General features: G+C 58.3%; 22 protein-coding genes. 8 read left to right on the top strand and 14 right to left on the bottom strand.

Annotation, left to right across the window (positions count from 1 at the left end):
- Window positions 1-18: 18 nt before the first annotated feature.
- Together RBB44_RS21090 and RBB44_RS21085 are read right to left on the bottom strand one after the other, a co-directional pair.
- Window positions 19-1,233, bottom strand: a complete 1,215-nt coding sequence (locus tag RBB44_RS21090; protein WP_306149689.1) for a multidrug effflux MFS transporter — start codon at window positions 1,231-1,233, stop codon at window positions 19-21.
- Window positions 1,230-1,691, bottom strand: a complete 462-nt coding sequence (locus tag RBB44_RS21085; protein WP_133952355.1) for a MarR family winged helix-turn-helix transcriptional regulator — start codon at window positions 1,689-1,691, stop codon at window positions 1,230-1,232. The genes RBB44_RS21090 and RBB44_RS21085 overlap by 4 nt, the downstream gene beginning before the upstream one ends.
- Window positions 1,692-1,909: 218 nt before the next feature.
- Between RBB44_RS21085 and typA the strand changes: the two genes are divergently transcribed.
- Window positions 1,910-3,733 (top strand): translational GTPase TypA, encoded by a 1,824-nt coding sequence (gene typA / locus RBB44_RS21080; RefSeq protein ID WP_133952357.1) that lies wholly within the window; start codon window positions 1,910-1,912, stop codon window positions 3,731-3,733.
- A 608-nt stretch (window positions 3,734-4,341) separates the two neighbouring features.
- Window positions 4,342-4,629, top strand: coding sequence for a GIY-YIG nuclease family protein (locus RBB44_RS21075; RefSeq protein ID WP_306149690.1), 288 nt, complete (start codon window positions 4,342-4,344; stop codon window positions 4,627-4,629).
- Window positions 4,630-5,313: 684 nt separating this feature from the next.
- Here RBB44_RS21075 and RBB44_RS21070 read toward each other — a convergent pair.
- Together RBB44_RS21070 and RBB44_RS21065 are read right to left on the bottom strand one after the other, a co-directional pair.
- Entirely contained in the window at window positions 5,314-5,739 is a 426-nt protein-coding gene (locus RBB44_RS21070; RefSeq protein WP_306149691.1) for a DUF4345 domain-containing protein, read from the bottom strand.
- A 24-nt stretch (window positions 5,740-5,763) separates the two neighbouring features.
- Window positions 5,764-6,591, bottom strand: a complete 828-nt coding sequence (locus RBB44_RS21065) for an NAD(P)H-binding protein (protein ID WP_306149692.1) — start codon at window positions 6,589-6,591, stop codon at window positions 5,764-5,766.
- 146 nt (window positions 6,592-6,737) lie between these two features.
- On the opposite strand from RBB44_RS21065, the gene RBB44_RS21060 reads away from it, so the two are divergent.
- From RBB44_RS21060 to RBB44_RS21050, 3 genes are all read left to right on the top strand, one after another.
- Window positions 6,738-7,721 (top strand): AraC family transcriptional regulator, encoded by a 984-nt coding sequence (locus RBB44_RS21060; protein ID WP_306149693.1) that lies wholly within the window; start codon window positions 6,738-6,740, stop codon window positions 7,719-7,721.
- Between the two features lie 104 nt (window positions 7,722-7,825).
- Entirely contained in the window at window positions 7,826-8,878 is a 1,053-nt protein-coding gene (locus RBB44_RS21055) for a MaoC family dehydratase (RefSeq protein ID WP_306149694.1), read from the top strand.
- Between the two features lie 65 nt (window positions 8,879-8,943).
- Window positions 8,944-9,549, top strand: a complete 606-nt coding sequence (locus RBB44_RS21050) for an HD domain-containing protein (protein WP_306149695.1) — start codon at window positions 8,944-8,946, stop codon at window positions 9,547-9,549.
- Between the two features lie 9 nt (window positions 9,550-9,558).
- Here RBB44_RS21050 and RBB44_RS21045 read toward each other — a convergent pair whose 3' ends face one another.
- The 3 genes from RBB44_RS21045 to RBB44_RS21035 form a co-directional block, all read right to left on the bottom strand.
- Window positions 9,559-10,734 (bottom strand): murein L,D-transpeptidase family protein, encoded by a 1,176-nt coding sequence (locus RBB44_RS21045; protein ID WP_306149696.1) that lies wholly within the window; start codon window positions 10,732-10,734, stop codon window positions 9,559-9,561.
- Window positions 10,735-11,065: 331 nt separating this feature from the next.
- Window positions 11,066-12,025 carry an acetyl-CoA carboxylase carboxyltransferase subunit alpha gene (locus RBB44_RS21040; protein ID WP_133952638.1) on the bottom strand — a complete coding sequence of 320 codons (960 nt, stop codon included), beginning with the start codon at window positions 12,023-12,025 and terminating at the stop codon, window positions 11,066-11,068.
- Window positions 12,026-12,260: 235 nt separating this feature from the next.
- Complete coding sequence (locus RBB44_RS21035) at window positions 12,261-13,169, bottom strand: DUF3108 domain-containing protein (protein ID WP_209176196.1); 909 nt, start codon at window positions 13,167-13,169, stop codon at window positions 12,261-12,263.
- A 263-nt stretch (window positions 13,170-13,432) separates the two neighbouring features.
- On the opposite strand from RBB44_RS21035, the gene rpmB reads away from it, so the two are divergent.
- Together rpmB and RBB44_RS21025 are read left to right on the top strand one after the other, a co-directional pair.
- The gene (gene rpmB / locus RBB44_RS21030; protein WP_055671930.1) at window positions 13,433-13,729 is read left to right on the top strand and encodes a 50S ribosomal protein L28; all 297 of its coding nucleotides are present in this window, start codon (window positions 13,433-13,435) and stop codon (window positions 13,727-13,729) included.
- Between the two features lie 17 nt (window positions 13,730-13,746).
- Complete coding sequence (locus RBB44_RS21025; protein ID WP_306149697.1) at window positions 13,747-14,433, top strand: queuosine precursor transporter; 687 nt, start codon at window positions 13,747-13,749, stop codon at window positions 14,431-14,433.
- A gap of 48 nt (window positions 14,434-14,481) precedes the next feature.
- Here RBB44_RS21025 and RBB44_RS21020 read toward each other — a convergent pair whose 3' ends face one another.
- From RBB44_RS21020 to RBB44_RS21005, 4 genes are all read right to left on the bottom strand, one after another.
- Window positions 14,482-15,516 carry an esterase-like activity of phytase family protein gene (locus RBB44_RS21020; RefSeq protein WP_306149698.1) on the bottom strand — a complete coding sequence of 345 codons (1,035 nt, stop codon included), beginning with the start codon at window positions 15,514-15,516 and terminating at the stop codon, window positions 14,482-14,484.
- A gap of 15 nt (window positions 15,517-15,531) precedes the next feature.
- A complete protein-coding gene (gene cobT / locus RBB44_RS21015; protein WP_306149699.1) occupies window positions 15,532-17,448 on the bottom strand; it encodes a cobaltochelatase subunit CobT in 1,917 nt (638 codons plus the stop codon).
- A 7-nt stretch (window positions 17,449-17,455) separates the two neighbouring features.
- Window positions 17,456-18,442 (bottom strand): cobaltochelatase subunit CobS, encoded by a 987-nt coding sequence (gene cobS / locus RBB44_RS21010; protein ID WP_008192290.1) that lies wholly within the window; start codon window positions 18,440-18,442, stop codon window positions 17,456-17,458.
- A gap of 66 nt (window positions 18,443-18,508) precedes the next feature.
- Entirely contained in the window at window positions 18,509-19,108 is a 600-nt protein-coding gene (locus RBB44_RS21005) for a DnaJ domain-containing protein (protein ID WP_133952375.1), read from the bottom strand.
- 180 nt (window positions 19,109-19,288) lie between these two features.
- Here RBB44_RS21005 and RBB44_RS21000 point away from each other — a divergent pair, with 180 nt between their 5' ends.
- The gene (locus RBB44_RS21000) at window positions 19,289-19,552 is read left to right on the top strand and encodes a BolA family transcriptional regulator (protein WP_306149700.1); all 264 of its coding nucleotides are present in this window, start codon (window positions 19,289-19,291) and stop codon (window positions 19,550-19,552) included.
- Window positions 19,553-19,573: 21 nt separating this feature from the next.
- Here RBB44_RS21000 and RBB44_RS20995 read toward each other — a convergent pair whose 3' ends face one another.
- Genes RBB44_RS20995 through RBB44_RS20985 form a run of 3 tightly spaced genes read right to left on the bottom strand, consistent with a single transcriptional unit; the run spans window position 19,574 to window position 22,648 of the window.
- Entirely contained in the window at window positions 19,574-20,866 is a 1,293-nt protein-coding gene (locus RBB44_RS20995) for an HlyC/CorC family transporter (RefSeq protein WP_133952379.1), read from the bottom strand.
- Entirely contained in the window at window positions 20,863-22,011 is a 1,149-nt protein-coding gene (aroB, locus tag RBB44_RS20990) for a 3-dehydroquinate synthase (protein ID WP_306149701.1), read from the bottom strand. Before aroB ends, RBB44_RS20995 begins: the two co-directional genes overlap by 4 nt.
- A 43-nt stretch (window positions 22,012-22,054) precedes the next feature.
- Window positions 22,055-22,648, bottom strand: a complete 594-nt coding sequence (locus RBB44_RS20985; RefSeq protein ID WP_306149785.1) for a shikimate kinase — start codon at window positions 22,646-22,648, stop codon at window positions 22,055-22,057.
- Window positions 22,649-22,660: the final 12 nt, after the last annotated feature.

The raw sequence follows: 22,660 nt of genomic DNA, 5'->3' as shown, positions 1-22,660 counted from the left end.
GGGATAATCATGATGTGGTTATTCGGCTGCGGCGTGCTGGGTGTCGTGGCCGCGGAGCAACAGGTAACAGGCAACGCCCACCACTGGCATTGCCGGAAGCACAAAAGCAAGGCCGAGAACAGGATCACCGACAACGGCCACGATCAGACTTGCAGCCACACCGCCGCCGAACTGAAGAAACCCCAGCATGGACGAAGCTGCGCCTGCAATGTGCGGGAACGGGGCCATGGAATCTGTAAAACTTGCCGGAAGAACAAACGCCAAGGCGAATACAAACAAGCCAACGGGTGCCATGACGGACGCCACGGAGGGCGCTTGTGTCAGTGTCATGCCGCACATCAAGACAGAGGCAACAACCAGCATGACCAATCCGAAGGGCACCAGCTTGTGCGCGTCAGTCACTTTCAACAGCTGACCGGTGACCACTGTGCCGAGGATAAATGACCCGGACTGCAAGATCATGGTGAGGCCGAAGACAGAGGGCGACAGGCCGACTTCGTAGATCAGCACGAAGGGCAGCACGGTTGCGAGGGCATAGATGTTGCCGAGGCCGCAGCCAATCAGGATTGCCGGTGCGAGAAACCGTGGATCTTTCAAAAGCGTGGTGTAATTGATGGCGAGCTGACGCGGGTTCAGGTGATGTTTGCCCGGCGATGGGTTCGTTTCCACTTGAAACACGGTCACGGCCGCCATCAGCGCCACGCCGTAGATCACCATGCACCAGAAGACTTCCCGCCAGCTGAACAGCTCGAGCACGAATCCGCCGATCGTTGGCGAAAGCGCCGGCCCAAGCGCCAGCATCATGGCAATGGTGTTCATAATCCGCGCGGACGCCTGACCGGTGAATTGATCTCGCACAATTGCACGCGAGACAGAAATCCCGATCGCAGCGCCAACCCCTTGAAGGGCGCGGGCTGCCACCATGAACTCTACTGTGGGGCTGAATGTCGCCAGCACGCTTGAGATGAGATAAATGCCGAGAAACAGGATTGTGATCGGCTTGCGGCCGAATGCGTCGGTCAATGGCCCGCACACCAGCTGTGTGGCGGCAAATCCGGCAAAATAGGATGTCAGGGTCAGCTTCACCGCACCGTCGGTCGTGCCGAAAAACTCAACCAGCGCCGGCATAGCAGGCGTATAAAGCGCCATAGAAATGGGCCCGACGGCCACAAGACCGGCGCCGAGCAGTGCCGTTCTGCGGGCACTCATCAAAGTGGAAGGTGTTGCTGTCATTTGCCCTTCCCGTTCGGCGAAAGCAGCAAAAGACTATCTTTCATGTTTTGAAGAAGGGTTTCCAGCACCTTGCGGTCTTCCCCCATAACACCTTCCAGCGCGCGCGCCCTTACACCTTCCAGAGCAACGCTGATGCGCTCCAGCAGCGGGTCGGCGTCTTCGGTCAGCAGCACCAGTTTCGCCCGTTTGTCGGACGGATCGGGTTGGCGCTTGATAAGGCCAGACTTTTCGAGCGAGTCGAGATAGCCCACAAGGGTCATCGGTTCCACGTACATCGCATCTGCCAAAACCGCCTGCCGCTGGCCCGGCATTCGCCAGACGTAAAACAGCGTCCTGGCCTCGCCAACGGTCAACCCTGTCTCGACATCGGCAAGGGCCGCCTCGAACTGACGGCGCAGCATGCGCGCCAGGTCGACAATCAGCATCGTCACACCGATATTGGGTGGAGGTAGTGTCATGAACAGCTCAAATTAATAAGGATACCTTACTAGTTAGGGCGGAGGTTCATTTCTGTCAATGCGCAGAACTACCACTGCATTGCACAATTCAAGGACTGCGCGTATAAAGGCGCCAAATTCGGCCCGGCAGAACCAGACTGCAGCCGATCCCGGAAATTCATATCCAGACGTGCTGCGGGTTCCCATGGGACCCGCTTCATGTCTTTTGGAGCCTACTCATGAAACTGCGTAACATTGCCATCATCGCGCACGTCGACCATGGCAAAACCACTCTGATCGACGTCCTCCTGAAGCAATCCGGTGCGTTCCGCGACAACCAGCGCACCGAAGAACGCATGATGGACTCCAACGACATCGAGCGCGAGCGTGGCATTACCATCCTGGCGAAGGTGACCTCGCTGGTCTGGAAAGACACCCGTATCAACATCGTCGACACCCCTGGCCACGCCGACTTCGGCGGCGAGGTGGAGCGCATCCTGCACATGGTCGACGGCGTGATCCTTCTGGTCGACGCTGCCGAAGGCCCGATGCCGCAAACGAAATTCGTTCTTGGCAAGGCGCTGAAACTCGGCCTGAAACCGATCGTTGCCATCAACAAGATCGACAAGCCGGAACAGCGCGCCGACGAAGTTCTGGACGAAGTGTTCGACCTGTTCGCTTCCCTCGATGCCAACGAAGACCAACTCGACTTCCCGGTCCTTTACGGCTCTGCCAAGCAGGAATGGATGGCGCTGGAGCCGGATGGACCGCAGGACAACATGGATCCGCTGTTCGACATGGTTCTGGACAAGGTCGCCGAGCCGGAAGCCGAAGACGGCGAGTTCAAGCTGCTGGCGACAACAATCGAATCCGACCCGTTCCTCGGCCGCATCCTGACAGGCCGTGTCGTTTCCGGTACGGCGACGCCAAACATGGCCATCAAGGCCCTGTCGCGCGACGGCAAGCAGATCGAGACCGGCCGTGTCTCGAAAATCCTCGCCTTCCGCGGTCTGGAGCGTCAGCCGATCGAAAAGGGTGAAGCCGGCGACATCGTCGCAATTGCGGGGCTGACCAAGGCAACCGTTGCCGACACGCTCTGCGCACCGGGTGTTGACGAGCCGATCCAGGCCCAGCCGATCGACCCGCCAACCCTCTCCATGACCTTCCGCGTCAACGACAGCCCGCTCGCCGGCACAGAAGGCTCCAAGGTTCAGTCCCGCGTTATCCGCGAACGCCTGATGAAGGAAGCCGAAGGCAACGTCGCGCTGAAGGTTGAAGACACCGACGAGCCGGATGCCTTCATCGTTTCCGGCCGCGGCGAACTTCTGCTGGCGATCCTGATCGAGAACATGCGCCGTGAAGGCTTTGAGCTCGGCGTCGGCCGTCCGCGCGTTGTTTATCAATTCGATGAGGCCGGCAACCGTCTGGAGCCGATCGAGGAAGTCATCATCGATGTTGATGAGGAATTCTCCGGCGCCGTCGTTCAGAAACTTCAGGAACGCAAAGCCGACCTTCTGGAAATGAAGCCGTCCGGCGGCGGCCGCACCCGTCTGGTGTTCCACGCCCCGACCCGCGGTCTCATCGGCTACCAGGCCGAACTGATGTCCGACACCCGCGGCTCTGCGATCTTCAACCGCCTGTTCCACGCCTATGAGGCCTACAAGGGCCCGATCACAGGCCGTCACACGGGCGTTCTTCTGTCCAACGGCACGGGCGAAGCCGTGGCATACGCGCTGTTCAACCTGGAAGACCGCGGCCCGATGATGATCGATCCGGGCACCAAGGTGTATCCGGGCATGATCGTGGGCGAGCACACCCGCGGCAACGATCTGGAAGTCAACGTCCTGAAAGGCAAGCAGCTGACCAACATCCGCTCTGCCGGCAAGGACGATGCGGTAAAACTCACCACTCCGATCCGCCTGACGCTGGAAGCGGCGCTCTCCTACATCGCGGACGACGAGCTGGTCGAAGTCACCCCATCCAGCATCCGCCTGCGCAAGGCCGAACTCGACCCGCACGAGCGCAAGCGCCAGGAACGCGCCATGAAAAAAGAAAGCGCCTGAGTTTTCTGATTTTCTAGATGGTCTGAATTTGAAGAGCCCGGGTCGAAAGATCCGGGCTTTTTGTTTTTATCAAATTCTCCTGCCTTCATCCCATGCTTGACCATCATGGGCTCCCCTCCGTCTCCGCCCCTTCCAGATAACTCCGGAGCCAATGGATCCCCGCACAAGGCGGGGATGACAGCCGATGGGTTTGGTGGGGCCTTACCTTTTCCATGGCGTTCTCGGAGCGAGAATCCCTGGATCAACTTCAGAACAACCGCAGCGGGCTTGGCAAACGCCATTCCCCGCACCCGGTCATCCCCGCCCCGCTAAGCGGAGGTGTGCGGGGATCCAATCCACTGGGCAGCATCGGCCGGAGAAATGCGGCCGCTCCAAACGCCAAAACTACGCCACCTCCTCCTGAACAGTCAGAAACCCATGGATCCCGCACGAGGCGGGGATGGCGCCAGTGGGTTGGGCTTTGACTGCTCACTATTTTTGCCACTCTGGAAACGCATGGGCCAGGGAACAAGTGCGAAGTGACGGCTAAAAGTCTGGTGCGACGTTGCCTTTTCCTTCGGTAGTCATCCCCGCCTTGTGCGGGGATCCAATCGCGCTCACAATATCTTATGGCGTTTTATGTCTACCTGTTGGCGAGCCGCAAGAAAGGAACGTTTTACACCGGGGTGACCAACAACCTCGCACGCCGTATTCATGAGCACCGCGAAAAACAGGCCGAAGGCTTCACCCGCCGCTATGACGTGACGAGGCTGGTTTATTATGAGATCTTTGAAACACCCGAAGACGCCATGCGGCGCGAAAAGCGCCTGAAACGCTGGCCGAGAGCCTGGAAGATTCGGACGATCGAAGCGGCCAATCCGAATTGGCGGGACCTCTATGTGGACTTGAACCGATAGCTCTCGGTTTGGAAGTAGGGTATGTGGATCCCCGCATGAAGCGGGGATGACCGCAGTGGTGTTTTGCTGAGACTGTTCCTTCTCCACGCCGTCCCGGCCTCCGAGCCGGGACCCAAACCGGACAAACAGATCACGGATCAAGTCCGGGACGGCAATGCGAATAAAGCCCCGCAAAGAATCTTATCCACGCCCCTCACCCCTGCCCGTATACTTCTCCCCGTGCTTGTTCAACGGGCTTTCCGGGGGACCGTCCCTTGGGAGGGAACAAGCCGGGCGGGGCTGGGGGAAAGAGGTAACGGTTCTTTCCTGGCAGGTCCGGTGGTCAATGATCCCGGGGACCGTAGACCCGGGTGGAGCGGTGCGGCTGCGGAGGGCGCGGTGCGGGGGTGGCAACACCCAAGCGTCTGTTCGTGAGGCGGATCCACCATTGCCATGAGAAACAGCCCGGGCGGGGCGTGACAGCTTTTGCCGAAGAAACATTTTTAACAAGTAGCGCAAGGCAAAGCCTGGCGCGCCCCGCCACTCCTGTGCCAAACGGGGGGCGACACATCAAAAACGCCGGAGGAGGTCCTCGCGGCGCTTTTGGTTCTGGCGCAGTCTCATTGCGCCGTGCCTGATTGCGCTGTGCCTGTTCGTGCCGTCCCGACCTCTGAGCCGGAACCAAACTGCTGGAGAAGTTCCCGGTCAGGCGGTCCTTTGCGTGAGCGTTGAAAACCGGACTGCATTGATCTGCCGCACCAAACTCAAGAGGCACAGCCCGCCAATCACCAGCTCAACCACCAGCGCCGTCACCAGCCCGCTGTGCGGTGCGCCGTCCAGACCCATGCTGACAAACCGGCCAAACGCATAGGCGAGAAACACGGTGGCACCAAGCGCTGCGGATAGTCGGCTCACACCAGACAGGAACGCTCCGGCCAGAATGAGTGCCCCAAGCGCTGCAAGGTTGGCACCCGGCGCGCGCAGCTCATTCAAAAGGCTCGGATTGCTGCCAAGGACGATGTCATAGGCGGCGTAAAAGCCTGCCGGTACGGCGGTGATGGCAAGGCCGATGCCGAGGGCCGTTACGCCGGCGACGCCAAGGATTGCTCTGTCAAACCATGAGATATGCATGATCGATCTCCTTCTTCACACCCGTCAGGCAGCTGCCGACCAGGCACCGGAGCGCGCCGCATCCCGGGCATAATCCGCAAAATCTTTCGGCAGGCGGCCAAGAGCGCGCTGCACCCCATCGGCAAGGTGGGCGTTGCGGCCATCCAGTGTTTCGCGGGCGATCTCGGTAATGACACCGGCGATCATCTCGCCGCTGGAACGGGCAACTTCTGCATGGAACTCTTCGAAGGAGATCGGCAGATGCTGAACAGGGCGTCCGATCGCAGTAGAAAGCTCTTGCGCCATATCGGCAAAGCTCAAAAGGCGCGGACCGGTGACCTCGTAGAGTTCGCCGTCATGCCCGTCCTCGGTCAGCGCGGCGACCGCCACCGCTGCAATGTCATCGACATCGACGATCGGTTCGCGGATATCACCGCCCGGCATCGGCAGCACACCGGCCATAACGGGCTCAAACAATGCGCCTTCCGAGTAATTCTGCGCAAACCAGGCCGCACGGACGATGGTGAAGGCAAGTCCGGACGTGCGGACAACTTCTTCGGCGCGTTCCGCGTGATGCTCACCGCGGCCGGTCAAAAGCACAAGTTTTTCAACACCTGCATCCTGGGCCACCTTGGCGAACGCCTCGACCTGCTCCACAGCGCCGGGCACGGCAATGTCGGGAAAGTAAGACACATAAGCAGCCGAGACGCCCTGAAGCGCCGGACCCCAGGTTTGCGGCTGCTCCCAATCAAACGGCACCTGCGCGCTGCGCGAACCGCGGCGAACGGAAATGCCCTTATCTTCAAGCGATTTGGCGATGCGGGAGCCGGTCTTGCCGGTCGCGCCGATTACGAGAATGGTTTTGTCTTGCATGGGTCCGCTCCGGATCAACTGTTGCGATGACCCGAAGATATGGATTTCGGAGAGACGAACAATTCTCGAACGTCCTCACTTCTTATCCGATCGTCCAGATAGGTTGGACGAACAGGAAACTTCGTGTCACTATCTTGCCCATGATGATGACTGCGACCCCACATGTGCCGAACCCGAATGCCATTGCCCAGCCGCTTGGCGACCCTCTTGGTGAAATCCTGCACCTTCTAAAACTCACCGGCACATTTTATTGCCAGTCCCGGCTTACCGCCCCCTGGGGCGTTGCAATCCCGGGCTTTGACAATGTGATGAGTTTCGCCGTGATCATCGGCGGGCGCTGCTGGATGACGGTCGGGGGCGGTGACTCGTTTCAGGTTGAAAAGGGCAACCTGGTGCTGATGACCAAGGGGCAGGAACTCAATTTCCGAAGCGATTTGGATACACCGCTGCTGACACTTGATGAATTGCCAATCCGGAAAGTCACTGAGCTCTATGAAACGCTGGAGTTTGGCGGCGGCGGTGAGGAAACCAGCATCATGTACGGCATCGTCCGCCTTGATCATGCTGCAAGCGGGCTGTTGATGCAGCTCTTGCCTGAAGTCTTGAAGATCGACACCTGGACCGAAGATGCCGGCAGCTGGTTGCAGGGCACGCTGCAATTCATCGCGAGGGAAGCGCGGGAGCTCAGACCGGGCGGAGAAACTGTGATTACGCGGCTTGCCGATGTTGTGGTGATCGAGGCAATCCGACGCTGGATCAACACGGCCCCGGAAGCCAACAGAGGCTGGTTGAAAGCCGCCCGCGATCCGCAGATCGGCCGGGCCGTGCTGGCAATCCACCGCGCTCCGGCCGAGAGCTGGACGCTGGAAACGCTGGGCGATGTTGCCGGCATGTCGCGTTCGGCGTTCTCTGCCCGTTTCACAGAACTCGTTGGGATGCCGGCAATTGAATATCTGACCGTCTGGCGGATGCATCTTGCCCGTGCACGGCTCCTGGAGACGAACCAGCCCATCGCCGCCATTTCGGCCAGTCTTGGCTACCAGTCGGAACCAGCCTTTAACCGCGCCTTCAAACGGGTGTTTCACGTACCGCCGGGACAGGTCCGGAAAACCCGTGCCGCCAACACTTGACGGGCATTCGCTGATAGTCGGCGCCCTTTCGCCTTTTGGGGGCCTTTTCTTGTGCGGCGCAAACAGGTTTAATCCGGCCAACGCAAATTTCACGGGAGGCACGGGTGAGCAAGACGAACGCGGGTAATTTTTTCGAGGACTTTCAAATCGGTCAGGTGATCAAACACGCCACACCGCGCACCATCACATCCGGCGACCAGGCGCTGTACACCGCGCTTTACGGCTCCCGTTTCGCAGTTCAGTCCTCCGATGCTTTCGCCCGTGCGCTCGGTTATGCCCACGCTCCGGTGGACGATCTCCTGACGTTTCACGTGGTCTTCGGCAAGACCGTACCGGATATCTCGCTGAACGCGGTTGCCAATCTCGGCTATGCCGGCGGCCGGTTTCTTGCGCCGGTTTATCCAGGCGACACACTGTCGACCGTCTCCGAAGTGATCGGCAAGAAGGAAAACTCCAACGGCAAAACCGGCGTCGTCTATGTGCGCTCCACCGGCTATTCGGACGACGGCACGGAAGTCCTGGATTATGTGCGCTGGGTCATGGTGAAAAAGCGCGATGTGACCAGCCCGCCGCCCGATGCCGTTGTGCCGGATCTGCCCGCCGCCATCGACCCGCAGGCGCTCGGCAACGCCGTCCCGCTGCTTGATACCGTACACTGGGAAAATGACCTCTCCGGCTCGCCATTCCGCTGGGCCGACTACGAAGTGGGCGAAAAAATCGACCATGTCGACGGCATGACCGGTGAAGAGGCCGAGCACCAGATGGCAACCCGGCTCTACCAGAACACGGCCAAGGTGCATTTCAACCTGCACACGGAAGCAGAAAGCCGCTTCGGCAAACGCCTGATCTATGGCGGCCATGTGATTTCGCTGGCCCGGGCGCTGTCCTTCAATGGCCTTGCCAATGCCTTCCATGTTGCCGGAATTAATGGCGGCCGACATGTAGCCCCACTCTTCGCCGGCGACACCGTCTATGCCTGGTCGGAAGTTCTGGAAAAGGCAGAGATCGATGGCCGGTCAGACGTTGCCGCCCTGCGGCTGCGGCTCGTCGCCACGAAAAACCGCGCCTGTGCCGATTACCCGCTGAAGGATGCCGACGGCAAGTACGAAGACGGCGTCATTCTCGACTTCGACTACTGGGCGTTGATGCCGAAATAACGGGATAGACTTTCCAAACCAAATCGGCGAGCGTTCCGGTTCAAAAACCAACTGGAGGCAAGCTGATGAAAACGGTCTCTTTCACACAGATGAAGGACGGCACCAAGGAGGATTACGATCTTCTGGCGGAGGCCGAAAAGCCGTTTCATGCTGCGACCGCAGAGCGGATCCTCGCCGAGCTGAAACGGCAGGGCGAGGACACCATGACGGGTTACAAGATCACCCGGATGGAGCATGGCCTGCAATCGGCAACCCGTGCGCTCCGGGAAGGCGCCGACATCGACTGGGTGGTTGGCGCGCTCTTGCATGATATCGGTGATGGCTTGGCACCGCAGAACCACGACCGGTTTTCCGCCGAAGTTATCCGGCCGTTCGTGCGCGACGAGGTCGCCTGGGTGGTTGAACACCATGGCATCTTTCAGATGCTTTACTACGCTAAGCACTACAACTGGGATGAAAACGCCCGCGACCAGTTCAAGGATCACCCACACTTCCAGGCGTGCGCGGATTTCTGCGAGCGTTGGGATCAGGCGTCCTTCGATCCGGACTACGGTAGCGAACCGCTGGAGACTTTCGAGCCGATGCTGCGCGAGGTCTTTGGGCGCAAGGCCTATGATCCTGCCGTCATCCGAGAGGGTGTTTCTACCGGGCTGCCCAAGCTCACCAGGTAGGGGCGATTTTTAGGGTTTTTGAGCAGGCACAACGTCGGTTGCGATCGGACCAACACCAGCTTCTGCAGCCTTGGGTCCGAAGGGCACCCAGCGCTTGAAGAAGTTGGCTGTGGAGCTCGTCCGGCTTTCATTGTTGGCCGCAAAGGCGGCTTCCACCGGTTGATTTTCCGCCGGAGAATCGGCGTTTGCGACGGCCGTTGGTGGGGTCTCTGCCGGTGCAGCTTCTGATGCGGCGGCGACAGGCTCTTCTGTACCCTCGTCACCGAAGCTCAGGACTTCGGCAATCTGGCTTTGCCGGTCTTCCCACCGCTGCTTGCGCTCTTCGCGGGCATCAAGCCGGGCCACGATGGCCTCAAACTTTTCGCTGTCGCGGTTCTGCTTGGCCGCAACCGCCATGGCAATACGCGGGCTGACTTCATAAGCCGGACATTTTGCACTGGCACGGAACGGCACCCCATCAACCAACGGGGTTGCATCAAAGACGTACTTCTTTTCGCAGACAGAGATTGCCGGAGGCGTGTTGGTCACTTCGAAATGATCATATCCGGTCTTGAGCATCTTCCAGAATGCCAAGTGCTCACTGTCGTGATGCTTTGCCAGGTTTTCTGGCGTCATCCGGAACGGGAATGCCTGTACCTGGAAAGACCGTGCCCCGCCCTTGAAGCTGTCGCGGGCCAGCGCGTAGATATCCTGCACCTGTTCATCTGTCATGGCGTAACAGCCGCGCGAAGAACACGCGCCGTGAACCATCAGATGCGAGCCGGTCCTCCCATGGGCTTGGTCATACCGGTTTGGAAACCCAAGGTTGAACGCCAGATGGTAACTGGAGTTCGGGTTCATCAAGGCCGGCGTCACCTCGTAAAAGCCTTCCGGGGCCTGACGGTCACCTTCCTTGAATTTCGGTCCAAGTTTGCCGGACCATTTGCAGATCTCGAACTCTTCCAGGAGCTTGAATTTACCCGTCCGCGTCTGCTTCCAGACCTCCAGTTCGGATTCTTCCTTGAAAATCCGGATCATGATCGGTGACGTGGACGGCATGTTGAGGTCGGCCATCTTGCGCTTGATGGACGCGCTCACAGGAGCTTTGTGCTTGTTGGGACCAGAAGCGAAGTCGTCGGCCTGGCATCCGACCAACACGCCGGCCAAAAGTACGGCTGCAACGCGGGTGTACGCACGTTTATGCATACGTTGATGGTCCGCCTGCCGGTTTTCCGCTGAAGACGAGAAACGCCCGAAGATCATATACCTGTCCCAAACTGATCGGATCTTGTTCAGCCGTTTTAGTATCGGCTGGCCAAAACTCCCATCTCGCCCCCAAAGACCAAGCTAGGCAAGTATGGTTGATGATACGTTACTGTATCTGCAGAAAGGCAGCGAACCACAATCCGGTGATAAACACAGCTATCCCGCTGGCTCTTTTCGCAGTTCTGCCTCAGTGACGGCAGAATCTGGCCACACAATGGCGAAAAGCCGCCAAGTGGCGGCCTTTCATCAAAATTTCGTCAGAAAAGACGGATCAAGAGAGCGTCCGGCCAATAGCGATGAACTTCTCCCGCCGCTGCTTGCGCAGCTGATCGGCACTCAGCCCGGCCAGTTGCTTCAACTCTTCCTCGATCGCGGATCCGGCGGTGTCGATGACAATCTCACGGGCACGATGCGCGCCGCCAACCGGTTCATCGACAATGCTGTCGATGACACCCAGCTGTTTCAAATCCTGAGCTGTGATCTTGAGAGCTGTTGCTGCGTCCTGAGCCTTTGCGCTGTCGCGCCACAAGATGGATGCCGCCCCTTCCGGCGAAATCACCGAATAGATGGCATGTTCCATCATCAAGACCTTGTTGGCCGTGGCAACTGCGATCGCGCCACCTGAGCCGCCCTCACCGATCACCACGGCAACAGACGGCGTTCCAAGCCCAAGGCCGGCATCCGTCGACCGGGCAATAGCCTCGGATTGACCACGCTCTTCGGCACCGCGGCCTGGATAAGCACCGGATGTGTCCACGAAAGAAATTAGCGGCAAACCGAAACGCTCAGCCATTTCCATGACGCGCACAGCCTTGCGGTAGCCTTCCGGGCGGACCATGCCGAAGTTGTGTTTCAGCCGGGTTTCAGTATCGTGCCCTTTTTCCTGGCCAAGCACGGCAACGGACTGGCCACGGAACCGGCCAATGCCAGCCACAAGCGCATGGTCTTCAGCGAAGTTCCGATCACCTGCGAGCGGAGTAAAATCCTCGATCAGTCCGGTGATGTATTCAATCGCATGCGGCCGGTCCGGATGACGAGCCACGAGTGTTTTCTGCCAGGGTGTCAGCTTCGCGTAGATGTCTTTCAGCGTCTGCGCGGACTTCGTTTTCAGCCGGTCGATCTCGCTTTCAACATGAACAGCTTCACCATCTTCTGCGGCCAATGCCCGCAATTCCTGGATCTTGCCTTCGATGTCGGCGACGGGCTTTTCGAATTCCAAATAGCTGTGCATGTACTCGCTAACCTGAAACATGTCGGACCCGCAGCTTTTTACGGAGCCGAAAATCAAGAGCCGGTAGCACAGGTGTCCCACCGGCATGGTTATCAGGGCTGTATCAAGAGACGGGAAGCGGTGCAAGCTTTCCCGGCAACTCAGATCCCGCCAGCCTGATCAACTTCTGCAACAGACTGGCTTGGCATTCAATAGAAGACCATCGAACGCAGGAGGTTGGATTCCGGAAATAAAGTTATCGTGCGGCCCGGTCACTGCCATTGCCATCAATGTTGAGTTTGGAAGCCTCAACCAGCAATCGGCCATTTTTCGTTGCAATCGAAATCCGGTAAGGCACCAGAACATTGTCCCGGCCCATCGGCGCCAGCCAAATCTCCATGGGCGCCTTTGCCATGTACTTCACCGACTCTTTGGATGGACGGTGACCGGCAACCGGAACCCATTTGGCTTTGCAAACCACGACCAGACCGTCATAACCGCGGCCGGAAACTTCCTTGGTGCCCTGGTAGGACAGCTTGATGTCGAACCGGGTCCAACCGTCAAAAATCGGCAATTTGCGCGAACAGGCTTTCGGACCGAGGCTGTCCTTTGCCCGCCTAACCGGCATCAACGCAGCACTTAGGGGATCCATCGCGTTGCGGCGATGGCGGTTTGTCACCTTTATGCGCTCCGCATTCGGCTTGAATTGCGGTGTTACCTCCATGGACCGGATGTTGCCCGAGCCCTGGTTGAGGTTGACATAGAAATCCAGATTGGCCGCATGAGAGGCCATGCGGTACTTAGACGGCACCACCTTGGAACCGACAAGCCAGCCGGATGCCTCAGCGCCGCCCTTTCCGGTCGAAAACAATGTTCCGATCCCAGCCGGCGCCATCGCGACTTTTGCCGAATAGGCGTTGCCTTGCATCACCAGAGAGAGCGTCCCTCGAGCAACCTTGAACCCGGCAATCGATATGGAATAGACACCCCCGACGGTGCTCTTCTTAGCGTGCGCCGGAGTAATCAGGAGAGCTCCTGCCAGAAACGGCAGAACTGCCATCCGTCCAATTGACTTTATACCAATCACTTCAAAACCTCCGCGCCGCACTGCCGGCGGCGTTCGCGCCCCCGCGCCAAGGATGTTCCGCAAGGTCAACAATAGCATGAAATCACCCTGGCGAACCGTGTCAATTCTTCTAAATCTTGGTAACTCACTGGTTAACACATTGCCGAATGCGGAATAAAAGTAAGGAATCGCATCAAAGGCGCGCAGATGTCTTGACGTTCGTGCGCACTCCCTTTATAGCGGGGCAACTTTTTTCCGAGAATTGCCGGAGACGATGTCGCCGGACCTCAGGTCCGCGCCGCTTCCGGTTGGTCTTGCTGGGTTCCTGTAACGGCCCAGCCACAAAAACAAAAGGTGATATGATGGCTCGCCGTTGCGAACTCTCTGGCAAAGACGTGATGACAGGCAACAACGTCTCTCACGCAAACAACAAATCCCGTCGCCGGTTCCTGCCGAACCTGTGCAACGTGTCCCTGATGAGCGACACGCTCGGCGAAACATTCAAGCTGAAAGTCAGCGCCCATGCTCTGCGTTCTGTTGAGCACCGTGGCGGCCTTGATGCGTACCTGATGAAAGCTTCCGACGCTGAGCTTTCCGACAATGCACGCAAGATCAAAGTCAGCATCAAGCGTAAGCAGGAAGAAGCTGCTGCTGCTTAACCCTTAAGGGGTCAAAAATGGAAAAAACCCGGAGTTTCTCCGTGGCCGATCTCGCCATCGCGGTCTTCGCGATGGCGATTGTCGTTGTGGCCTCGAATTTTTTGGTCCAGTTCCCAGTCGAGCACACGCTGGCCGGAGTTAATCTGGCAGACTTGCTTACGTGGGGCGCCTTCACCTATCCGATCGCGTTTCTCGTCACCGACCTGACGAACCGGCGCTTTGGCCCGTCCGCAGCCCGGAAAGTCGTTCTCACCGGTTTTGTGATTGCGATTGTTGTCCCGATGGTGTTCTGGACGTTTGATGAAGCCTTCACGACCCCTCGGATTCTCGTCGCCTCAGGAACAGCGTTTCTTGTTGCTCAACTGCTCGACGTGACGATTTTCGATCGACTCCGCCGCTTGACCTGGTGGAAAGCACCGATCGCCTCATCACTGATCGGCTCCATGATCGACACCCTACTGTTCTTCGGGATTGCCTTTGCCGCGGCCTTCGCCTTTATCGATGTCAGCTTTGGCATGGAAGACGGCTCGCTTGCGTTCCCGGTTCCGTTCCTCGGGGTTGCCGATGCTTTCCAGGTCCCGCTGTGGGCTTCGCTGGCGGTTGGTGACTTCATGGTGAAGATACTGGTCGCTATTGCACTGCTTGCACCGTACCGGATCGTGCTGAACATGGTCCAGCCGCAGCCAAACGGATCAGCCGCCTAAGGCCACGCCCAATAGAAATCTCATAAGGCGCCCATTGCGGCGCCTTTTTTATTGTTCATTCAAACGGAAGCGCAAAAGCAGGGTGCGTTGCAGCAGCGAGCGGTTGTTGTCGGACAAAAGTGTCAGGATGGTTTCACCGGCCGCATTCTGGTGAACGGCCAGGGCTTCCATGTTATCGATCTGGTAATTGAAGTCCGCCTCCAGAAGGATTTCCCCGTCCAAGACAGCCCCTGCCTTGAGATCGCTGCCTGGAAGCCGCCGCAACCTGAGACCAATCAGGTCTTTCATATTGAAGCGCCGCTCCATCAGGAGAAGGTCTCCGTCGGGCAAGAATGCAGCATCTGTCACATCAAAGCGGTCATGGCGTTTGATAGAGAACTCTTCAGCACCGTCCGGACCAAGGACAAACCCCAGGAAATCGTGTTCATCGCTGGGTGTTGTTTCGCTGATCGCGATCAGCTTGCCATCAAGAGGACCACCTGCCGGTCCTGCAGCCAACGCTTCAATGCCCGTGTTGCCCGGCAATCTGTCCAGCGCCTTCGGCAAGGCCAGCTGACCAAGCATTCTTTCATCCCCGGTCAGGAGCGGCCACTCATAGTGATACACTGCGTGATTGCGCTCTGCGGACACGTAGAGGCCGGTGGCATTGAGGGTCAGCGCCTCGGTGTCATGTCCCCAGCGGGCTCTGAGTGATTTTCCATCCGCACCCAACAGGACCGCGTAACGCAGATCCGACAGCCCGGTTGGAGCACCTTCGTCCGTTTGCTCGACCTTTGCGGCAACCCAGTGGCCATTATCGGTCACCGCAAGCAAGCGATTGCCGTCATCAAGACTGATCACCCCGGATAATCCGCCGGTCTTGCGATCAGAAGCCAGGATCTCGAAACCGCCCAGAAACGTCAGCTTCCCGAACTCGGTGTTGGAATGACCTGTATGGAAGGTCTCGATCGGCCGTGTCTTTACCCGGACCTGCTTCGCTTCATCCAGGAGGCTTTCAGCGGACACGGGCGCGGAAAACGAGAGGACCGCTGCAGCCAATCCGGCTGCAGCGGTCCTTATAAACTTGGAGAAGAAAGTGCTCATGCCCTCATAACCTGCTCACCTGCGTCCAGCCCGGCGTTGACGGCCTCTGCCGAATTGCGCCGCCATCTGGACCTCGTCATCAAAGAGGTCGGCGAGCTGGTCGGTCATGGCGCCTGCAAGTTCTTCTGCGTCGACGATGGTGACAGCCCGGCGATAGTAGCGTGTCACGTCGTGGCCGATACCGATAGCAATCAGCTCCACCGGCGACCGCGTTTCAATGTCCTCGATCACATGGCGCAAGTGACGCTCCAGATAGTTGCCCGGGTTGACCGACAAGGTCGTGTCATCAACCGGTGCACCGTCTGAGATCATCATCAGGATGCGGCGTTGTTCCGGCCGGGCCATCAACCGGTCATGCGCCCAGAGCAGCGCCTCCCCGTCAATATTCTCTTTCAAGAGGCCTTCGCGCATCATCAAGCCGAGATTGCGGCGGGCACGCCGCCAAGGCGCATCTGCGGACTTGTAGATGATATGGCGCAGATCGTTCAGCCGGCCGGGTGTTGGTGGTTTGCCAGCACCTATCCAGCTTTCTCGTGACTGACCGCCCTTCCAGGCTTTCGTCGTGAAGCCAAGAATTTCGACTTTCACGCCACACCGTTCCAGGGTCCGTGCAAGAATGTCGGCACAGGTGGCCGCCACCGTAATCGGACGGCCGCGCATGGAACCTGAATTGTCCAGAAGAAGCGTGACGACGGTATCCCGGAAGTTGGTGTCCCGTTCTTGCTTGAAGGCTAGCGGTGCCATCGGGTCGGTCACAGCTCGGGTCAGGCGCGCGGTGTCCAGAAGACCTTCTTCAAGGTCAAAATCCCAGGCCCGGTTCTGCTGGGCCATCAACTTACGCTGCAACCGGTTGGCAAGGCGGGCCACGGCCCCTTGCAGATGGGTCAGTTGCTTGTCGAGGAACCCGCGCAAGCGATCCAGCTCAGCGGTGTCGCACAGCTCTTCAGCCGTGATCGTTTCATCAAACTGGGTCGTGAACACCCGATAATCGGATTCAGGTGGCTTGTTGGAGAACGGGTGATCCTGACGGTCACTTTCGCCAGCTTCTTCAGAATCGTCGGCCATGTCCTGGTCGACCATTTGGTCGAAGTCGGCTTCAGAGGCTTCCGTATCACCAGAATCTTGCTCTTCGCCGGAGAGTTCCATTTCCTGAGGCGCGGCTTCTTGCTCACCGCTGTCCTCCTCGGTGTCGTCCCCGGTCTCCGCTTCGTCGTTGTTGCCCTCATCCTCGTTTTGCTCCGGGTCCAGGTCTTCGTCCTGTTCTCCGAGCTCATCCGCCATATCGAGAGATTTCAAAACATCGCGCAAACGCGAGGCAAATCCGTTTTGGTCCTCAACCTCGGCTTCGAGGCTGTCAAGCTCAGCGCCGGCCTTGCTCTCCACCCAGTCACGCCACATGTCGACCAGCTTGGCGGCACTTTCCGGCGGCTGAGCACCGGTGAGGCGTTCGCGCACAATCAGCGACAGAGCATCTTGAAGGGGGGCCTCTTCCCGGCTCGCGATGTCCGGCGCGCCGGACTTGCGGTACTTGTCGTTGAGCATCACAGCCAGGTTGTCAGCCACCCCCTGCATACGGCGGGCACCGACCGCTTCACAGCGCGCTTGCTCAACAGCTTCGAAGATCGCCCGCGCATCCATGCCTTGGGGCATGTTTTTGGCGTGAACAGCCTTGTCGTGACAGGCAATCTTCAGCGCCATGGAATCAGAGAGCCCGCGTGTGACCGCGACCTCATGCGCATTCAGCTTACGGGACGGTTCAGGCAAGCGGGCGGACAGGCCCGACAAGCCCGGCCGGTCGCCGGAAAATGTGACTTCCAGCTCCGCCTCACCCGATATAGCCCGCATGGTTCCGGCGACGGACTGTTTCAGCGGTTCCGTCGTCGGGGCGGGCTTGTTGCCCGGAAGAGAGTTGCTACCTGGCCGCGGCGCCATAGGGACCTCAGCTCATTACAACGTTGACAGCGGATTCCGGCAGATCTTCACCGAAGCAGCGTTGATAGAACTCTGCCACAAGCGACTGTTCCATGTCGTCGCACTTGTTCAGGAAGGTCAAGCGGAAGGAGAAGCCGACATCACCAAAGATTTCCGCGTTTTCCGCCCATGTGATCACCGTACGAGGGCTCATCACAGTGGAGAGGTCCCCATTGATGAACGCGTTCCGGGTCATGTCCGCAAGACGAACCATCTTGGACACCGTGTTCCGGCCTTCATCGTTCTGGAAGTGCTTGGCCTTCGACAGAACAATATCGACTTCGTTGTCGTGCGGCAGATAGTTCAGCGTGGTAACGATCGACCAGCGGTCCATCTGTGCCTGGTTGATCTGCTGCGTGCCGTGGTAAAGACCGGACGTGTCGCCGAGACCGACCGTATTCGCTGTTGCGAACAGCCGGAAGGCGGCATGCGGACGGATGACCCGGCTCTGGTCGAGAAGCGTCAGGCGGCCCGAGGACTCCAGGATCCGCTGGATTACGAACATCACGTCCGGACGGCCTGCATCGTATTCGTCGAACACCAGCGCAACATTGTGCTGATAGGCCCACGGCAGAATACCGTCCTTGAATTCGGTAACTTGCTGACCGTCCTTCAGAACGATCGCATCTTTACCAACCAGGTCGATACGCGAGATGTGACTGTCGAGGTTGACCCGGATACACGGCCAGTTGAGACGCGAGGCAACCTGCTCGATGTGCGTCGATTTGCCCGTCCCGTGGTAGCCGGTCACCATCACGCGGCGGTTATGCGCAAAACCCGCCAAGATCGCGAGGGTCGTTGCCCGGTCGAAAAGATAATCGGGATCGGGTTCCGGCACATGCTCTGACGGCGTGGAAAAGGCCGGAACTTTCAGGTCCGACTTGAAGCCAAACACCTCTTCGACGGAAATTTCAGTGTCCGGCATCGCCATGGCCGCAGTCGTCGTCTCAGTCATCAGTCCTCCGCAGTCCCGGAGCGCCGGGATGGGTCGTTTGGGAAAAGCAAGCAGGGGCCTGCAAGCTTAGAGGAAACCGGCCTTTTTCAGAACGTTGTACGCCTGAATGATTTCCCGCAGGCGGTCTTCCGAAGAGCGATCCCCGCCATTGGCATCCGGATGGTTTAATTTCACAAGTTCTTTATAGCGCGCTTTGATTTCGCTTCCACGTGCTGTGTACGGCAGATTGAGCACATCAAGCGACCGTTTTTCAAGCGTCAAAAGCTTTCTTTCGCGCGGGCGGCGTACTTGTTCGGCCCGGCGTTGTGCATTGCCGCGCATCGATGCCCTTGCGTCAAACCCGTCAGGTCCATCAGCCGCCTGGCGGTTGACGCCCATTTTCCAGGTCGGGCGGTGGCCGGTCAGGCTGTCCTTCTGGTAACTGCGAACATCATCGTCGCCCATGCCAGTGAAATAGTTATACGTCTTATTGTATTCGCGAACGTGGTCGACGCAGAAGTGAAAGTACTGGCCTTCGCGGTCACGACCTTTTGGCGCCTTGTGTGTACCCGGTCGTTTGCACCCCGGGTGTTCACAAACGGGATGCCGGTCTTCGGTCATCCGCTCCTTGCGCTCTTTGTCCGGCTTCACCCGGATGCTGTCGAATATTTTTGAATCGAGTTTCATTGGGTCGATTATGGGATCTTGTATCCACCGGGCAAGCCGGTGGCGGTGGTATTTGGCGGTCTTCCAGAGTCTTTTCGGCGATGAAACGGGCTCAGGAAATCAAACAGCCTGAGACAATATCAGCCTGTGCAGCACACGCCTAGACTTGAACTTTTCATCCATGCTCCCCAAAGTCCGGAAATGAGCATGAAACAGACCATTACCGAAAAGCTGACGGCCGCTTTTGCGCCGTCCCAACTCAATGTGATTGACGAATCGGAAAACCATCGTGGGCATGGTGGCTGGCGTGAGGGCGGCGAGACCCATTTCCGGGTTCAAATTGCCGCTGACGCCTTTCAGTCGATGTCCCGTGTCGGGCAGCACCGCGCGATCAATGAGGTTCTGGCCGACGAACTTGCCAGCAGCGTTCACGCCTTGGCCATCGAAGTTAGAAAGCCCGCGTAATTCCTAAACCAACAGATTGGATCAAGCGGAAGCTGCCGCCCGGATTTTGCTGAGTGGCATAATCCGCAGACGTGTGATCCGGTTTTTCTCCCGCCGCAATACCGTGAAGCGGAAGCCGTGGAAGGTGAAGATTTGGCGCTCTTCCGGGATCATCCGCGCCTCATGGATAACCAGACCGGCAATGGTCGTTGCCTCGTCATCCGGCAAGTGCCAATCCGCTGCACGATTGAGATCCCGGATCGGCACGGAGCCATCGACTATGACGGACCCGTCTGCTTGCGGGCGCAAGCCTTCGAGCTCCAGATCATGTTCGTCTGCTATCTCGCCGACGATCTCTTCCAGAATGTCTTCCAGGGTTACGAGACCCATAACCTCACCATACTCATCCACCACCAGGGCGAAGTGGGTTTTCTTTCGCAGGAATGCATTCAGTTGATCCTGCAAACTGGTCGTGTCCGGTATGAACCAGGCAGGTCCGGCAATTTCGAGGATATTGATTTTCGCGGCGTCACCGTTTGCCTGGTTGAGTGCGCGCAGCAAATCTTTTGCATGGAGAACCCCTACAAAATTATCGCTTTCCCCACGCCAGAGCGGCAAACGCGTGTGAGGGGAGGCAAGCGCTGCCTCAACCAAATTGGCCGGGTCATCATCTGCGTTGAGCGCCACCATGTTTGTGCGGTGGACCATCACATCGGAGACTTCCAGCTCAGCCAAGTCCAACAGACCGCCGATGCGATCGCGCTCACCTTTTTCCAGGCCGCCTTCCATGTGCTGCAAATCAACGGCACCGCGCAGTTCCTCATGCGCGGACAGGATCGACGCATCATCTCCAATGTTCACGCCGAGCATCTTCAGGAGCATGCGCACGATCCATTCGACCCCAATCACAACCGGGCCGAACACCGCGACAACAACGCGCACGATCGGCGACACCGTCAACGCGAACCGCTCGGGATTGGAAATCGCCCAGGTTTTCGGAAGAACTTCCGCAAATACCAGTACAAGTGCGGTCATGACCAAGGTCGCAATCGCCACACCAGCTTCGCCAAACAACGCCAGAAAGACAGTCGTCGCTAGAGCTGACGCGAGAATGTTGACCAGATTGTTGCCCAGTAAGAGCGCGCCAATCAAGCGTTCCCTCGAGGCAATCAAACGCCCCGCAACCCGAGCCCGCCAGTCTCCGGTTTTCTCAAGCTGATGCACCCTTGCGCGGGACGCAGCAGTCAACGCTGTTTCGGAACCGGAAAAGAAGCCGGACAAAAACAGAAGAAAAAAGATGGCGGCAATTGAGAGCCAAAGTGCGGTCTCGGTCATGGGTTCAGTTTTTCCTTCAAGAACTCTGACACCAGATAGGGATCAACACCCTTTTCGACAAAGGCTTCCCCGATTCCCCTCGTCAAAACAAAGGTCAGAGCGCCCCGGCTCACCTTCTTGTCCTGCGCAATCAGATCCATGAACACCTCGACACCGGGCAGTTGCCCTGGAATATCGGTGATCCGGATCGGTAGTCCCACATCTGTCAGGTGCTTCTCAACCCGACCGACAGTGTCTGCTCCAATGAGGCCGAGTGTTTCGGAAAACTCATGCGCCAGCATCATACCGATCGAAACACCTTCACCGTGCACAAGACGCTCGGTCTCATAGGACACCGCGCCCTCCAGCGCATGACCGAATGTATGACCGAGATTCAGAAGTGCCCGGCGACCGGATTCCAGTTCATCGGCGGCAACAACATCGGCCTTTGCCTGGCAGGACCGGGCAACAGCTTCGTCCCGTTCTTGTCCACCTGCAAAGATGCCCTGCCAGTTGCTTTCCACCCACGCAAAGAAATCAGCATCACCGAGAAGACCATACTTTGCGACTTCAGCGTAACCGGCCCGGAAATCGCGCGGGGTGAGCGTGTCCAGAATCGCGGTATCGGCCAATACGAGCGCCGGCTGATGAAACGCGCCAATCAGGTTCTTGCCATGGCGTGAGTTGATCCCGGTTTTTCCGCCAACGGAACTGTCGACTTGCGCCAACAAGGACGTTGGCACCTGGATGAAGGCCATGCCCCGGCGCACCGCAGATGCCACAAAGCCCGTCAAATCGCCAACCACACCGCCGCCCAGCGCAACGATTGCGTCTTTGCGTTCGAGCCGCGCGTTCAGCACCTCGTCGCACAAGCGCTCAAACTGCGAAAAGCACTTGGTGCTCTCACCGGCAGGTACCGTGATCGGCGTGAAGTCAATCCCGGCCTTCTCCAGACCGGCACCAAAAGCTTCAAGGTGAAGTCTTGCGACATTTTCATCCACAATCACCGCCAACCTGGCGCCCGGCAGAACCGCGGCAATTTCCGCGCCCGCAGTTTCCAGAACATTCCGTCCGATGCGGATATCGTAACTGCGCGCCCCGAGGTCGACGCGAACGGTTTGCATTGCTTGCGACGTGATGGCGTCAGCGGCATCCAGATTTGCCATTTGCTTGGGTTCCAAACTGCAATGGTTGTCAGGAAAGGCTCAGTCAGCCTTGTCCATAAAGGTGGTCTGCGAGGGTCAGGACGATCTGGTCAACCACGGCCTCGTGGGGCACCTCTTTCGAGGTCACCGTCAGCTGAGCCCGCGCATAGACCGGTTCGCGTTCGGCCATCAGCTTGCGCATGGTGCCTTCCGGATCCGGATTGCGCAGAAGCGGACGTGTTGAGCGGCGGCGCACCCGCGCCATGACAGTCTCAAAATCAACCTTCAGCCAGATCGACAGGCCATGCGCCTCAATTTCCGACCGGGTCGTATCGCTCATGAAAGCACCGCCCCCCGTGGCCAGAACCTGCGGCCCTTCTTGCAGAATCCGGGCAATCACACGCTCTTCACCACTGCGAAAATAAGGTTCGCCGTGTTCCGCAAAAATTTCCGAAACGGTCATATTCGCGGCGCGTTCAATCTCGCTGTCGGCGTCCACAAATTCCAGGCCGAGCCTCTGAGCAAGACGTTTGCCCACCGTTGATTTGCCGCACCCCATGATGCCGACCAAGACAATCGATCTTTTGCCGAGCGCAGCAACGAGATTCTGCAAATCAACCGCGTCTCCCCCCCTATCATCGGCAGGGTTCGCGGACATCTGGGTGTTTTC

It is taken from the genome of Roseibium sp. MMSF_3247, from assembly GCF_030733765.1.
In the GTDB taxonomy this organism is placed as follows: Bacteria; Pseudomonadota; Alphaproteobacteria; order Rhizobiales; family Stappiaceae; genus Roseibium.
This window is presented reverse-complemented; position numbering and strand designations above follow the sequence as displayed.

Excerpts from the sequence above, each read along its gene's own strand:
- RBB44_RS21090 (WP_306149689.1), bottom strand. The coding sequence starts at position 1,233 with ATGACAGCAACACCTTCCACTTTGATGAGTGCCCGCAGAACGGCACTG.
- RBB44_RS21085 (WP_133952355.1), bottom strand. The coding sequence starts at position 1,691 with ATGACACTACCTCCACCCAATATCGGTGTGACGATGCTGATTGTCGAC.
- typA (WP_133952357.1), top strand. The coding sequence starts at position 1,910 with ATGAAACTGCGTAACATTGCCATCATCGCGCACGTCGACCATGGCAAA.
- RBB44_RS21075 (WP_306149690.1), top strand. The coding sequence starts at position 4,342 with ATGGCGTTTTATGTCTACCTGTTGGCGAGCCGCAAGAAAGGAACGTTT.
- RBB44_RS21070 (WP_306149691.1), bottom strand. The coding sequence starts at position 5,739 with ATGCATATCTCATGGTTTGACAGAGCAATCCTTGGCGTCGCCGGCGTA.
- RBB44_RS21065 (WP_306149692.1), bottom strand. The coding sequence starts at position 6,591 with ATGCAAGACAAAACCATTCTCGTAATCGGCGCGACCGGCAAGACCGGC.
- RBB44_RS21060 (WP_306149693.1), top strand. The coding sequence starts at position 6,738 with ATGACTGCGACCCCACATGTGCCGAACCCGAATGCCATTGCCCAGCCG.
- RBB44_RS21050 (WP_306149695.1), top strand. The coding sequence starts at position 8,944 with ATGAAAACGGTCTCTTTCACACAGATGAAGGACGGCACCAAGGAGGAT.
- RBB44_RS21045 (WP_306149696.1), bottom strand. The coding sequence starts at position 10,734 with ATGCATAAACGTGCGTACACCCGCGTTGCAGCCGTACTTTTGGCCGGC.
- RBB44_RS21040 (WP_133952638.1), bottom strand. The coding sequence starts at position 12,025 with ATGCACAGCTATTTGGAATTCGAAAAGCCCGTCGCCGACATCGAAGGC.
- RBB44_RS21035 (WP_209176196.1), bottom strand. The coding sequence starts at position 13,169 with ATGCTATTGTTGACCTTGCGGAACATCCTTGGCGCGGGGGCGCGAACG.
- rpmB (WP_055671930.1), top strand. The coding sequence starts at position 13,433 with ATGGCTCGCCGTTGCGAACTCTCTGGCAAAGACGTGATGACAGGCAAC.
- RBB44_RS21025 (WP_306149697.1), top strand. The coding sequence starts at position 13,747 with ATGGAAAAAACCCGGAGTTTCTCCGTGGCCGATCTCGCCATCGCGGTC.
- RBB44_RS21020 (WP_306149698.1), bottom strand. The coding sequence starts at position 15,516 with ATGAGCACTTTCTTCTCCAAGTTTATAAGGACCGCTGCAGCCGGATTG.
- cobT (WP_306149699.1), bottom strand. The coding sequence starts at position 17,448 with ATGGCGCCGCGGCCAGGTAGCAACTCTCTTCCGGGCAACAAGCCCGCC.
- cobS (WP_008192290.1), bottom strand. The coding sequence starts at position 18,442 with ATGACTGAGACGACGACTGCGGCCATGGCGATGCCGGACACTGAAATT.
- RBB44_RS21005 (WP_133952375.1), bottom strand. The coding sequence starts at position 19,108 with ATGAAACTCGATTCAAAAATATTCGACAGCATCCGGGTGAAGCCGGAC.
- RBB44_RS21000 (WP_306149700.1), top strand. The coding sequence starts at position 19,289 with ATGAGCATGAAACAGACCATTACCGAAAAGCTGACGGCCGCTTTTGCG.
- RBB44_RS20995 (WP_133952379.1), bottom strand. The coding sequence starts at position 20,866 with ATGACCGAGACCGCACTTTGGCTCTCAATTGCCGCCATCTTTTTTCTT.
- aroB (WP_306149701.1), bottom strand. The coding sequence starts at position 22,011 with ATGGCAAATCTGGATGCCGCTGACGCCATCACGTCGCAAGCAATGCAA.
- RBB44_RS20985 (WP_306149785.1), bottom strand. The coding sequence starts at position 22,648 with ATGTCCGCGAACCCTGCCGATGATAGGGGGGGAGACGCGGTTGATTTG.